The sequence below is a fragment of the Citrobacter amalonaticus Y19 genome (genome assembly GCF_000981805.1).
Taxonomy (GTDB): Bacteria; Pseudomonadota; Gammaproteobacteria; order Enterobacterales; family Enterobacteriaceae; genus Citrobacter_A; species Citrobacter_A amalonaticus_C.
On sequence record NZ_CP011132.1, the window covers coordinates 3,606,866 to 3,621,587 of the forward strand.

5 protein-coding genes and 1 pseudogene are annotated in these 14,722 nt (G+C 54.9%); 5 read left to right on the top strand and 1 reads right to left on the bottom strand.

Annotated elements, in window-relative coordinates; translation table 11 throughout:
• Positions 1-11 precede the first annotated feature (11 nt).
• On the top strand, positions 12-10,898 hold the full coding sequence (locus tag F384_RS16565; protein WP_052746947.1) for a hemagglutinin repeat-containing protein: 10,887 nt from the start codon (positions 12-14) through the stop codon (positions 10,896-10,898).
• A 139-nt stretch (positions 10,899-11,037) separates the two neighbouring features.
• Positions 11,038-11,388: a hypothetical protein gene (locus tag F384_RS16570; RefSeq protein WP_052746948.1), complete on the top strand. Its 351-nt coding sequence runs from the start codon at positions 11,038-11,040 to the stop codon at positions 11,386-11,388.
• 564 nt (positions 11,389-11,952) lie between these two features.
• Here F384_RS16570 and F384_RS30800 read toward each other — a convergent pair.
• On the bottom strand, positions 11,953-12,105 hold the full coding sequence (locus F384_RS30800) for a SymE family type I addiction module toxin (RefSeq protein ID WP_080950078.1): 153 nt from the start codon (positions 12,103-12,105) through the stop codon (positions 11,953-11,955).
• Positions 12,106-12,215: 110 nt separating this feature from the next.
• Here F384_RS30800 and F384_RS30805 point away from each other — a divergent pair.
• The 3 genes and pseudogenes from F384_RS30805 to F384_RS28285 all read left to right on the top strand — a co-directional run.
• Positions 12,216-12,314 (top strand): annotated as a pseudogene (locus F384_RS30805) (hemagglutinin repeat-containing protein); the annotation flags it as partial.
• 243 nt (positions 12,315-12,557) lie between these two features.
• Positions 12,558-13,670 carry a VENN motif pre-toxin domain-containing protein gene (locus tag F384_RS30810; protein WP_413541470.1) on the top strand — a complete coding sequence of 371 codons (1,113 nt, stop codon included), beginning with the start codon at positions 12,558-12,560 and terminating at the stop codon, positions 13,668-13,670.
• Complete coding sequence (locus F384_RS28285; protein WP_226991602.1) at positions 13,658-14,440, top strand: cysteine peptidase family C39 domain-containing protein; 783 nt, start codon at positions 13,658-13,660, stop codon at positions 14,438-14,440. The genes F384_RS30810 and F384_RS28285 overlap by 13 nt, the downstream gene beginning before the upstream one ends.
• Positions 14,441-14,722 lie beyond the last annotated feature (282 nt).

Sequence of the window (14,722 nt, forward strand, 5' to 3'; positions counted from 1 at the left end):
GGACAAAAACGATGGATAACAATCAGACCCGTTTTTCTCAGCGTGTACTGAGCTGGCTGCTGAGTACCCTGCTGGCAACGCAACCGCTGCTGCCCGCGGTGGCAGCGACCGTCACCCCTACCGGTAACACAACGATGGACAAGGCCGGAAACGGTGTACCGGTGGTGAATATTGCCACGCCCAACGGCGCGGGGATCTCGCATAACAAATACAACGACTATAACGTCGGCAAAGAGGGGTTAATCCTCAATAACGCCACCGGTAAGCTGAACCAGACGCAACTGGGCGGGCTCATTCAGAGTAACCCGAACCTGAAAGTCGGACAGGAAGCGAAAGGCATTATCAACGAAGTCACCGGCGCTAACCGTTCACAGCTTCAGGGTTATACCGAAGTGGCGGGCAAAGCGGCGAACCTGATGGTTGCCAACCCTTACGGCATTACCTGTAACGGCTGCGGTTTTATCAACACTCCTCAGGCGACACTCACCACGGGTAAACCGGTGATGAACGCCGACGGCAGTCTGCAGGCGCTGGAGGTCACTAAAGGCTCCATCACCATCAATGGCGCGGGTCTGGACGGAAGCCAGTCAGATGCCGTGTCCATCATTGCCCGCGCAACGGAAGTGAACGCCGCGCTGCACGCGAAAGACCTGACGATCACCACCGGGGCTAACCGCGTCACAGCGGATGGCCGCGTCAGCGCGCTGAAAGGTGAAGGCGAGGTGCCGAAAGTCGCCATTGATACCGGTGCACTCGGCGGGATGTACGCCAACCGTATCCGCCTGACCTCCACCGAAAGCGGTGTCGGGGTGAACCTCGGCAACCTCAACGCCCGCAGCGGCGACATGACCCTAAACAGTGCCGGTAAACTGGTCCTGAAAGACAGCCTTGCCAGCGGCAACACAACGGTCAGCGGGACGGAGGTCACACTGTCCGGTGATAACAAAGCCGGTGGCAATCTTAACGTTACCGGGACAACCGCTCTGACGCTGAATCAGTCCCGCCTGGTGGCGGATAAAAATCTGGCGTTGTCCTCGTCCGGGCAGATTACCCAGAACGGCGGAGAACTGACCGCCGGACAGAACGCCACGCTCAGTGCACAACGTCTGAACCAGACCTCGGGGGCAGTGAATGCCGCCGGAAATGTCACCCTCACCACCACGGGTGACGCCACGCTGAAAGGCCGTACCGTTGCCGGGAAAACACTTACTGTCAGCACCGGCAGCCTGAACAACGGCGGCACACTGGCCGCCGGGTCAGATGCTGTAGTGAATACCGGCACACTGACAAACAGCGGTACAGTCCAGGGCAACAGTCTGAAGGTCACAGCCACCGACCTGACCAGCACCGGCAATCTCAAAAGTGCCTCAGCGCTGAATATCAACGCCCGTGACATTACGCTGTCCGGAGAGACCGTTGCGGATGGCTCCGTGATCGTGAAAGGCAACCGTCTGACAACCACCTCCACCGCACAGACCCAGGGCAACAGCATCAGCGTGGAGGTACAGAACGCGCAGCTTGACGGGATACAGGCCGCCAGAGACAGCTTCACGCTGAAGGCCAGTGACAGTCTGACTCACAGTGGAAAATCCTCAGCCTCCACGCTGAACACCGAGAGCGGCAGCCTCAGCAACAGCGGTACACTGACCGCCTCCGCGCTTGCGATCAACAGCACCACGGTAGTCAACAGCGGCCTGATCCACGGTGAACGGACGCTCGCCCTGGTCTCCCGTCTGCTGGACAACCACGAGAACGGTGTGGTGTACAGTCCGGCCGCGCTCTCCCTTTCAATACCTGAGCTGAAAAACGCCGGGATTATCACCAGTGATGCCGCGTTGTCCCTGTCAGGTTCTCAACTGACCAACAGCGGAGAGGTAAGCGGTGCTTCACTCGATGTTGATTACAGCACGCTGAATAACAGCGCGGGTGGTCTGCTGCTGGCACAGGGGGCGAACCGCATCACGGCGCAGTCACTGTCGAATGCTGGCAGCATCGCAGGTGACACGCTGACGCTGAGTGCAGACCGTCTCACCAGTTCTGGCCTGTTACAGGGTGATACCACCCTGTCGCTGACTGGCGGAATACTGGATTTACTGGCAGGCTCCCGCACGCTCACGGGCGGGGATCTCACACTTTCAGGCACCACGCTGGCTACCGCAGGGCAGACACAGGGGCAGAACGTCAGCGTTAATGTCCGTGACTGGCAAAACAGCGGTAGCGTGCTTGCAACCGGCAACCTTACCGCTTCGGCAGCCGGGATGCTCAGCAATACCGGCGATCTGATGAGTCAGGGCGACATCACGCTGAATGCAGCCACAACCGACAACCGGGGCAGTCTGCTTTCTGCTGGCGACCTTTCCCTTTCGGGTCATTCTCTGGATAACCGCGGTACTGTCCAGGGTAATCATGTCACGGTTCGTCAGGACAGTATCACCAACAGCGGAACGCTCACTGGGATCGCCGCACTCACGCTGGCCTCACGACTGGAGATGGCGGCACCATTGCTGACGCTGGCAAATAACAGTGGTGGAAAGTTACTCACAACCGGTGAGCTGAACATCACCGCAGGCAGCACCAGTAACGCGGGCCAGTGGCAGGGACAGCGGATACTGATTGACGCCGGAACACTGACTAACAGCGGTGCAATTCAGGCGTCAGAGCGGTTGGATGCGCAAATCAGCAACCGCCTCACCGGCCTGTCCGGCAGCAAAATCACCTCAAACGGAGAGTTGGCCTTATCGGCACTGACGCTGAGTAACAGTGGACAATGGATTGCGCAAAACCTGACGCTGGATGCGGATTCGCTGACGAACAGCGGTGAGATAACCGGCGTGGATGCGCTTGCGGTCACCCTGAACCAGACTCTGAACAACCAGGCCAGCGGTAAACTGCTGAGTGCCGGTCATCTGACGCTCAACGCGAGCGATATCACGAACGGCGGGCAACTCCAGGGTCAGACGACCTCTGTCACCACGGGGCAACTGACCAACAGCGGGCGACTTCAGGGTGAAGCGCTGACGCTGGCAGTCTCCGGGGGACTGAGCAACCGTTCCGGTGGCGTCTTACTGAGCCAGAATGCACTGAATGTCACCTCAGCGACACTGAACAACCAGGGCACAATACAGGGCGGTGGCGAGTCTTCCGTGCAGGCCACCACCCGCCTGCAGAACGACGGCAAAATCCTCTCCGGCAGTAAACTCACGCTCACTGCACCAGAACTGGCGAACAACAGCAGCGGACTGGTACAGGCCGTCACGCTGTTGCTGGATGTGGTGAACGCCGTGAATGGCGGACGCGTACTTGCGACCGGCAGTGCTGAACTGCAAGGCACATCGTTTAATAACAGCGGCACGCTTCAGGGCGCGGACCTGCTGATGAATTACAGGAACACGACCAACAGCGGAACGATTCTGGGGGCAACGACTCTCACCGTTAAGGGAGACTCGCTGGCGCAGACCGACGCCGGTCGTCTGTACAGCGCAGGTAATCTGTTGCTCGACGTGCGGGACTTCAGCGGTAGTGGTCAGGTGGTGGCGCTCGGTGATACGACACTGAAACTGACTACAGCGCTCGCTAACACCGGCACGCTGGCGGCCGGAAGAACGCTTTCCGTCACCTCACAGAACGCCGTTACCAACAACGGTGTGATGCAGGGGAATGCGATTACGCTCAGTGCCGGTGGCGCATTTACCAATAACAAAACGCTCACCATCGGTAACGGCAGCAGTAGCTTCAGCGCACAGAGTCTGTTGCTGAATGCCTCCGGCTCGCTCCAGGCGGGTGGAGATGTACAGCTGACTTCGCGTGGCGATATCACCGCAAACGGTTTTACTGGTACTGCTGGTAGTCTGACGATGACAGCCGCAGGGACGCTGCTCAATACTGCACTAATTTACGCGGGTAACAACCTGAAGCTGTTTGCTGACCGCATTCATAACACGTATGGCGATATCCTGGCCGGAAACAGCCTGTGGATGCAGAAGAATGCCTCCGGCACTGCGAATACCGAAATCATCAACCGTTCGGGCACCATAGAGACCACACGTGGTGATATCACCATTAATACGGGGCATTTGCTGAATCAGCGGGATGGATTACAGGTAACAGAAACGAATATTAGTGGTGGGCAAACTATTCCGGGAATAGGGGATGCCACTTTGTCTGTGGATATCAGTCTGCTGCCGGAGGGCACCTACGGAATACTGAAGAAAATCCGTGACTACGAAACAGGCCCCTGTGGTACACATAGTGCCTGTAACTACTTCCACGTTATGCAGTATTACTACGCAGCATTTGAGGATGTTGCTGATCAGAAATTTATAACCAGCCAGACTGGGGTGACCGTCACCAGCAACGGTGGATCTGCCCGTATTGCTTCCGGGAAAAATTTGGTGATCGAAGCTGAAAACCTGAGTAATCAGGCCAGTAATATTTTTGCGAACCAGGATATTACCCTGACAGGAAATGTGCTCAATAACCAGAGCTGGCAGTCCGGTATATCAACGGAGTACCTTGTTTACAGCTATGACTCTGGGTATCTGGGTTATGCTACCGATACAGTGGATAACCTCCCGGAACAATATTCAGAGGATCCGGAAACAGGACGGGACAACCGATTACCGGAAAGTACCAAACTGACTTATATCCTGAAAGGCCATGAGACTGAGCTGGCGGAAGGCGAGAATTTCCGTTCAGTTATCCAGGCTGGCGGAAAAGTGAAGGTTAACTTTGCCAGTAATATCAGTAACACTACAACTACCGCAAATGCAGGGGGTATCAGTAATACCATTGATACACCATCATTAAACCCTCTCAGTTCACAGGCAACAGGTGCGGGAGAACAAACGCAATCGCTTACCGATGCAGGCACTGTTACGGTGAATTCTCCCGAGTGGCGCGATGAAGTCTCCGGCGCATTGCAGAACATCAGCGGCGGTAAATCGCTGGATAATGCGCAGGGTAGCGGCGGTGATACCAGTGCGTATCCGCTCCCTTCCGGGAATAACGGTTATTTTGTTACGTCCACCAGTCCCGACAGCCCATATCTGATCACCGTGAACCCGAAACTGGACGGGCTGGGGCAACTGGATCAAAGCCTGTATAGCGATCTTTATGCGTTGCTGGGCATGAAACCCGGCCAGGCGCCGCACGAAACGAACCTGGTGTATACCGATGAACAACAGTTCCTCGGCTCATCATACTTTCTTGATCGCCTGGGTCTGAAGCCGGAGAAGGATTACCGCTTCCTCGGGGATGCGGCCTTTGATACCCGGTATGTATCAAATGCGATGCTGAACCTGACCGGTTCACGTTATATCAATGGCATGGGTTCTGATCTCGAACAGATGCAGTACCTGATGGACAGTGCCGCCAGCCAGCAGAAGAATCTCGGACTGCAGTTCGGCGTGGCGCTGACCGCTGAGCAGGTGGCACAACTCACGGGCAGTATTCTGTGGTGGGAATCTGCGACCATCAATGGTCAGACCGTGATGGTGCCAAAGCTGTACCTTTCCCCGAAAGATATCACCCTTCATAACGGCAGCGTTATCAGCGGGAACAACGTGCAGCTTGCGGGCGGCAATATCACCAACAGCGCAGGCAGCATCACTGCACTGAACGGTCTCTCGCTCGACAGTGCCGGCAATATCGACAACCTGAATGCGGGGCTGATTAGCGCGGGCGGCAGCCTGGACCTGAGCGCCATCGGGGATATCAACAATATTGGCTCTGCTATCAGCGGTAAGACGGTGGCGCTCGAGAGTATCAGTGGCAGCATTAACAATGTGACCCGGACTCAGCAGTGGAGCGCTGGCAGTGATGGTCGTTATGGCAGTGTGCATGTCAGCGGCACGGACACCGGTCCGGTGGCGACCATTACCGCCACAGACGCTCTTTCACTGGATGCAGGGAAAAACATTAACATTACCGGGGCAAATGTCTCATCCGGTGGAACCCTCGGGATGTCTGCGGGTAATGATATCAACATTGCCGCAAACCAGATAAGCGGGAGCAAAAGTCAGTCCGGTTTCTGGCGCACTGAAGACAACAGTTCATCATCCACCACCTCACAGGGCAGCAATATCAGCTCTGGCGGAAACCTGGTGATGGTCGCAGACAATAACCTGAATGTCACCGCATCAGACATCAGTGCGAAAGACAGTGCCCTGCTTTCTGCGGGTAACGACCTGAACCTGAACGCAGCCCGTGAAGGTGAGTCTCACCGCAACGGCAACAATGAAAGCCACGAAAGCCACGCAGCGGTGTCCACGGTAACAGCAGGTAATAATCTGACACTTGCTGCTGGTCGGGATATCACAAGCCAGGCCGCCGGTATTGCAGCGGAAAACAACGTCGCCATACAGGCCGGGCGTGATGTGAACCTGATGGCGGAGTCTGCCAGCGCCGGCGACAGCTATACGTCGAAGAAAAAGAAAGCGATTAACGAGTCCGTTCGCCAGCAGGGAACGGAAATCACGTCCGGTGGAGACACCACCATTGTGGCCGGGCGGGACGTGACCGCACAGGCGGCAGATGTATATGCCAACGGAAACGCAGCCGTGGTGGCCGGACGGGATATCACCCTCACCACTGCCACCGAAAGTGACTATGAGTACCGGGAGAAGAAGAAAACCTCCGGTGGCATGTTCAGTAAAAAGACCACCCACACCATCCACGAGGAAAGCCACACTCGCGAGAAAGGCACACAGTTTTCTGGGGAAAACGTGGTACTCAGCGCAGGTAATAACCTGACGGTACAGGGGGCATCCGTTGCCGCTGAACGCGACGTGGCACTGAAGGCCGGCAACAACGTGACCGTGGAAGCTGCCACCAACACCGACACGTATTACGACATGAAGAAGACGAAGAAATCCGGCATCTTCTCCAGTGGTTCGGGTCTCGGTGTAACCATTGGTTCGCAGTCGTCAAAAACCACCCGCCAGGGTGCGGAGACCACGCAGAGCGATGCACGAAGCATGGTGGGCACCTCCGGCGGTAACGTCATTATCAGCGCCGGAAATCAGGTCACGTTAAGCGCCGCCGACGTCATTGCCGGACGGGCAAAGGACGACACGTCCCGTGCCACCGGGCATATCGATATCACCGGCAGTGACATTGCCATTATCCCCGGACGGGATACGGTCACCGAATCGGTGAAACAGGAGACAAAATCCTCCGGCATCACCGTCAGCGTGAAAGCGCCGTTTGAGGACACGGTACGCAATGTACGCGACATCGTGCGCGGGAAAGACGGCAGCGGTAACAGCACCGTTGATAAGGTGAAGTCACTGGGTGCGGAAGGTGCCGCCCTGGCCCTTGATGGTCCGGGACAGATGGTCGCTGTCTCCGCAGGCAGCAGCAAGTCGTCCTCTGAATCACACTACCAGGGCGAATTTAACAGCGGAAGCCAGCTTGCAGCAGCAGGCAATATTCAGATGACCGCCACCGGCAAGCAGGGTGGCAACAGCGGCAATATCCTGATTGCAGGCAGTCAGGTGAATGCCGGTGAAGCGGTGATACTGGATGCGAAGCGTGATGTGAACATCACCACCTCCACGGATACCGAAACCTACAGCAACAGCAGCAAATCCAGTGGCTGGAACATCAGCTCAGAAATGCCGACCGCAGGCAGTGCCACCCGGGCCACCACCGGGGGCGGCAAACACGGCAGCCAGCTTCTGCCGGGCGGGATGAGTCAGTCTGAAAGCAACAGCAGCGGCACGCGCACGACGGAAAACGCATCCGTCATTCAGGGTTCGGATATTTACATCAACAGCCGGGAAGGCAGCGTGAACATCAGTGGCAGCCATCTGACGGCCACAGAAGACCTGATGCTGTCAGCGGTAAAAGGCGACATTAACGTGACCGCCGGACGTGACACGTCTCACAATGAAAACAGCGGCAGCAGCAAAACCATCGGTACGCTGGGGGGAGACGGTTACAGCGCCACGGCAGGCTACAGTCGTGAGACACACAGCAGCCGTGATGACGCGACCACTGAAAGCGGACAACGCAGTCAGTTAACGAGCACAAACGGCAACATTATTGCCCAGGCCGGAGGCGATCTGTCCCTTTCTGGTACAGATGTCAGCGCCGGTAAATCGGTTTCACTCAGCGGTGAAAATGTCCTGTTTGACGTGAGCCGCGACACCCGTGACGGGGAAGCCCACAGCAGCAGTTCACAGTACGGGGTGACCGCCTCTGCCGGTGGCTGGGCTGTTGATGCGGCGAAGGCAGCTGAAACGGCTGCCCGCAGCGCGGAAAACGGCGACGATGCCCGACTCACTGCCATTAAGGCGGGTCAGGCGGGCACCACCGCCGCACAGGGTATGATGACAGACTCGGCTGTTGTGAAGGGCAAGGTTTCTGTCACGGCAGGTTCTTCCTCACAGGACAGCCGGTATCACAGCACTGACACACAGGGCACCACCATCAATGCCGGTGAGAACGTCATTATTAACGCCCGTAACGATATCGCCGGTCAGGGCGTACAGATTGGCGGGAAACAGGTGGTACTGGATGCAGGGCAGGATATTCTGCTGACCGCCTCACAGAACACGCACAACAGCCAGAGTAAAAACAGCGGCAACCAGGTCAGCGCCGGCGTGGGCGTCAGCCTCATCGGTTCACAGAACGGTATCAGTATTGAGCTGGGGGCCTCACAGCAGAAGGGTAAGGAAAACAGCCAGTCACAGAGCAACACCAACAGCGTTATCCGTGCCGAAGAGCAACTGACCGTGAACAGCGGACGCGACACCACCCTGAAAGGGGCTGAGCTGGAAGGCAACCGTGTGGTGGTGAACACCGGGCGCGACCTGACCATCAGCAGCGTCCAGGATACCGCCTCTTACGACAGCAAACAGTCCTCATCCGGCGCGGGCCTGAGCCTGTGCGTTCCTCCGCTGTGCTATGGCGCGTCTTCCGGTAACGTCAACACCTCGGGCGAAAACGTCACCCAGAGTGGTAAGAGCGTCACTGACCAGAGCGGTATCTATGCCGGAAAAGGTGGTTTTGATATCACGGTCGGAAACCATACCCAACTTGATGGCGCGGTGATTGCGTCCACGGCAACGGACGACAAAAACAAACTGGATACGGGAACGCTTGGCTGGAGCGATATTCACAACGAGAGCAAAACCTCCGGTGACAGCCACACCGTGGCGATTTCGGGCAGTGCGGGCGGCAGCGGAAGTGGTGAAAACCGCAACGTGGCTCCGGCCATCGGTACCGGTCATGCAGAAGAGAGCAGCAGCGGCACCACGTCGTCGGCCATCAGTAACGGCACCCTCATCATCCGCGACAAGGATAACCAGACGCAGGATATTGCTGACCTGAGTCGTGACACCGACAACGCCCACCACGGAGTGGATGTAAACGGTGATGTACAGAAGGTGAAGGATAACCTGGCGGTACAGAGCGAAGGTGCGGCGCTGGCAACCTCTGTGCTGGATGTGTACGGCAAGTATGCAGAGAAGAAGGCGAAGGAATCCAACGCCGCGCTGGAAGCGAAGCTGACTGCGGAAGGGAAAATGCAGGGTGAAACGGCACAGGAGCGGGAAGCTTTTCTGAAAACGCAGCCGGGTTACCAGAGTACCGATTACGGTCCGGGGAGTGAGTTCTGGACGAAGGGCAGCGCAGCGGCGGGCCTGCTGGCCGGTGCGCTCGGTGGCAACCTGAAAGCAGGTGCGGCAGCCGGTGCGGCTCCCCTGCTCGCCGAACTGGTCAGTAAACAGGATGACCCGACTCTCCGTGCAGTTCTGCACGGTATCGTGGCGGCAGCACTGACGCAGGCGAGTGGTGGCAGCGGCTCTGACGGTATGAAGGCCGGAGCCATTGGGGCCATCACGGCCTCAGCGATGACGGACCATCTGGTGAGCGCACTGTACGGTAAGGATGTCAGCCAACTCACCGCCGATGAAAAACGTCTGGTCAGCAGTCTGGTGACTATAGCGGGTGGTCTGGCAGGGGCTGCTGTGACAGATGGTGATCTGTCGATGGCTGCGCTTGCGTCCAACACCGCGAAGGTGGAAGTTGAGAATAACTCGCTCAGCGAAGATCAGATCAATGGATTTGCAGCAAAGGCCAAAGGCTGTGAGGCCCGTGGCGACTGTCAGCAGATTGTGAAAGAAATGGAAGATCTTAGTCTCAATCAGCAAAAGGAAATGATTGCGATCTGCTCTGTTAATCCTAAAGCCTGCAAAGAGAAGTACGGGGATATCCCGGCTAATGGGATGCTGGTACGCCAAGCCCTTGATCAGCTTTTTGATGCAGATGTGCCGTCAGAAATGAAGAATGATATTTCGTCATTCTGGGCACAACAGATGGAGGCTGAAGGTGTCGTTACCAGTACCGAGTTTGCGAGCCAGCTGGAAAACCGGTATGGCATGGACAAACAGCAGTCCGAGATCCTTGCAATGGCGGTGTTGGGTGCAGTGACCGGGGGAATGGGGAAAGCTGGCGCTTCAACATCAGGTAAAACAATATCGGCCAAGCCTGAGTGGTTGCAGAATGTTCAGGCTGGTAATAAGTTTAACGCGGAACAGTCTAAAAATTATCCGTATAATGAACTGTATGTAAACAAACCCAACGGAAACGGCTATTATCGTGTAGATTCGTATAACCCGGCAACAGGTGAGATAGTGTCGCGTAAGTTCACACAATTTGCTGATATTACAGAGGCTACGGCGACCAGTTACATTAGGGAAGCTGTGAATAAATACCCGGCAGGTGCATCTATAGCGCAAGTGCCATCCAGTGGAGCGTTAGGTGGTAAGCAATTACAGGGTTCAAATATTCTGGAAATTCCTCCGCAAATTAAACCAATTCCACAATCTGTTCTTGACTCAGCTAAGCAATCTAACGTGATAATCCGTGATACTAACGGAAAGGTATACAAATGAGGCATAATATTTTTTATTGCAAAAAATGGTCTATTGGTTACAAAGAACCAATAACCCCATTGACTGAACATGAGGCCCAGAAACTGCATTCTCGCGGCCTTCCATATACAGTGCTTATTGATTCGGATAAAGAGCCAACGTGTTTTTTAGAAGTGATAAAAAACAAAAAATGGTAGGGGTTGGTTTTTTGGATGAGCAGCAAAAAGAGTATCTAATGTACCAGTTTCAGTTGGTAGAAAGTGGAAAGCTTTTTCTATCAATGGCTGTTTATCGAGAGTTTGCTGAACATGATGGCGAAGGTGCAGGTATATTAAATGTATCGCATGGCACTACATATATCTTTAACGAAGATGGTAGTGCTGTGGTAAGAGAAGAACAGTTTAATCCCTATAAACTCGAAGAGAGTCAAACAACAGTCGATGTGACAGGGAATTATGACATATTCCCTGAGTTTGGGGAGTATGATTCTTTGATCCGTAAGGAACGATAAGTAATATACATCTTTAAAATGGCCTCTGGTTATTGTAGAGGCTTTTTTATTCCAAGGATCGATAGCCTTCTTAACCAGAAATCCTGAATCCGCCCCGGCTGAATCTTTTACAATGGCCTGCTTCTTACCTCAAAATCCTCCTCCTTGAATCGCCATGAAAAAAATAGAAAGGTTGGTAAGGTTCCGCGGAATTCGCATTGACGATCAGGTATCGATTGTGCTGACGTTTCTCCGGCTTGTAGGGACTGGCGGTCAACTGTGTCAGGTTGTGGAGTGCTGAGTCAGTCCTAAGCTCAGCCAGAGTAAACCCGGTGCAGGGAACTGGTCAATCAAGCCCTCCGATCTTCGCCGGGGCGGTAGCGTGTTCAGGCGAAAAAGGCGCGTCGGGGCCAAAAGTTGTCACGCCGGAAGTGCTGCAGGCAAGAACGGCCGTAACTGAAGGAAAGCACAGGGAAAAATCGCCCCACTACAATCTGCGTCAGAGAGAGCTGTTGTTGAGAATAACTCGCTGAGTGGTGATCGGGCCCGCGAAGCGGCAAAACAGGCTGCTGAATCCCTGAAAAATCAGGTCAGGGAAAAGTTGGGTAAGCCTTCGGCGCAGCCATACAGTTCGCGGGTGTTCTGGGTGGTGATAACGATGCAGTCCGGCATCACCCGGATCTTAATCGGTATCCCGTCGGTAAATCCCGCCAGCGCTACCCATCGCCACGCAAAAATATCGCGTTACGAGATGACCGGCCAGGTTCACAGAACGGTATCAGTATTGAGCTGGGGCCTCACAGCAGAAGGGTAAAGAAAACAGCCAGTCACAGAGCAACACCAACAGCGTTATCCGTGCCGAAGAGCAACTGACCGTGAACAGCGGACGCGACACCACCCTGAAAGGGGCTGAGCTGGAAGGCAACCGTGTGGTGGTGAACACCGGGCGCGACCTGACCATCAGCAGCGTCCAGGATACCGCCTCTTACGACAGCAAACAGTCCTCATCCGGCGCGGGCCTGAGCCTGTGCGTTCCTCCGCTGTGCTATGGCGCGTCTTCCGGTAACGTCAACACCTCGGGCGAAAACGTCACCCAGAGTGGTAAGAGCGTCACTGACCAGAGCGGTATCTATGCCGGAAAAGGTGGTTTTGATATCACGGTCGGAAACCACACCCAGCTTGATGGCGCGGTGATTGCGTCCACGGCAACGGACGACAAAAACAAACTGGATACGGGAACGCTTGGCTGGAGCGATATTCACAACGAGAGCAAAACCTCCGGTGACAGCCACACCGTGGCGATTTCGGGCAGTGCGGGCGGCAGCGGAAGTGGTGAAAACCGCAACGTGGCTCCGGCCATCGGTACCGGTCATGCAGAAGAGAGCAGCAGCGGCACCACGTCGTCGGCCATCAGTAACGGCACCCTCATCATCCGCGACAAGGCTAACCAGACGCAGGATATTGCTGACCTGAGTCGTGACACCGACAACGCCCACCACGGAGTGGATGTAAACGGTGATGTACAGAAGGTGAAGGATAACCTGGCGGTACAGAGCGAAGGTGCGGCGCTGGCAACCTCTGTGCTGGATGTGTACGGCAAGTATGCAGAGAAGAAGGCGAAGGAATCCAACGCCGCGCTGGAAGCGAAGCTGACTGCGGAAGGGAAAATGCAGGGTGAAACGGCACAGGAGCGGGAAGCTTTCCTGAAAACGCAGCCGGGTTACCAGAGTACCGATTACGGTCCGGGGAGTGAGTTCTGGACGAAGGGCAGCGCGGCGGCGGGCCTGCTGGCCGGTGCGCTCGGTGGCAATCTGAAAGCCGGTGCGGCAGCCGGTGCGGCTCCCCTGCTCGCCGAACTGGTCAGTAAACAGGATGACCCGACTCTCCGTGCAGTTCTGCACGGTATCGTGGCGGCAGCACTGACGCAGGCGAGTGGTGGCAGCGGCTCTGACGGTATGAAGGCCGGAGCCATTGGGGCTGTCACGGCCTCAGCGATGACGGACCATCTGGTAAGCGCACTTTACGGTAAGGACGTCAGCCAACTCACCGCCGATGAAAAACGTCTGGTGAGCAGTCTGGTGACGATTGCGGGTGGACTTGCAGGAGCAGCGGTCACTGACGGCGATCTGTCGATGGCTGCTCTGGCGTCCAACACAGCGAAGGTGGAAGTCACCAATAATAGTCTTGCCGGAGATAAGTCCAGAGAATCGGTCAAACAAAGTGCTGAATGGTGGAAAGAACAGTCAGGGACAGGCTGGGTGATAATATCGCTTCGCAGCTTGCAAATGGGTTGGTTAATTTAGCCGCTGAAACTGGTGATCTGGCGATGCTGGGCGGCGATACAGCGTTTGATGTGATAGCGGCGCTGGCGACCTGCGCAACAGGAGACAGTTACTGTAGTCAGGCACAGAGTGACATTGCAAAAAAAGATGCAGCGGCGGCTAACGTGCTGAATGGCATCATGAATGGTGATGCCTGGGAAGGGATTAAATTCACACTAATAAAGGCGGCCAGTGGAGATCAGAATGCACTGGAGAATATTGCCGGGATAATATCTGGCGTTTTGATGCCAGCGAAGGTTCTACCAGGAGGGAGCACAACCGGTAAAGTAACCGTTAAACCTGTTACACCTAAGGCGGGAGCCGGTGGAAACTGGAATGTACTGGATGAAATCGCGGACCCAGATGTGGTTAAACAAGCAACACCAACAGGTTGTGGTGGTGCTTGCGGTGAAATGCTACTGAAAGACAGGAATATCTTTGTTGATCAAACTCAGATTGGAACGGGTCTGAAAAGCCCTGAACAGCTAGCTAGAGATTTAACCAAGAATAGTGAAGGTAGCTGGAGTGGAGGATTTGTTGGTTTTGAAGCATATGATGCTCTGAACCAAACAGGTTCATGGAGTGCAATGATGTGGGATCAGGGGAGTAAAATTGGGCATTGGGTTGTTGTGAAAGGTACAGATAGTAAAGGAAATGTATCTATCTATGATCCATGGAAAGGAACCAGTTATAAAATGACAGACAAAGAATTTAAGGGGACCTGGAATGGAAATGCAGTCTTCAACCAATAGCTCGTTATATATAGATAATATTTTATATTCTAAAGAGGATAGGACTGTTGTTTTGTATTTTAACTGCATTAACAATAAAGAGGTCTTCTCTGCAGAAGTGAAAAAAGTTGGGGAGATTAAAGTAGTCAGTTCCGACAAATTGCATTCGTTCTTAATGAAATTTATGCCTTATAAATCTTCAATTTTTAATGAGTTACATAAAATAATATGGGATTACATCGAAGGTCGTGAAGTGACCTTCCCGACTCAGTTAGTTCCCTAGATATCAGCAAGCTCTGGCTC

Coding starts and splice junctions, on each gene's coding strand:
- F384_RS16565 (WP_052746947.1), top strand. CDS start 12: ATGGATAACAATCAGACCCGTTTTTCTCAGCGTGTACTGAGCTGGCTG.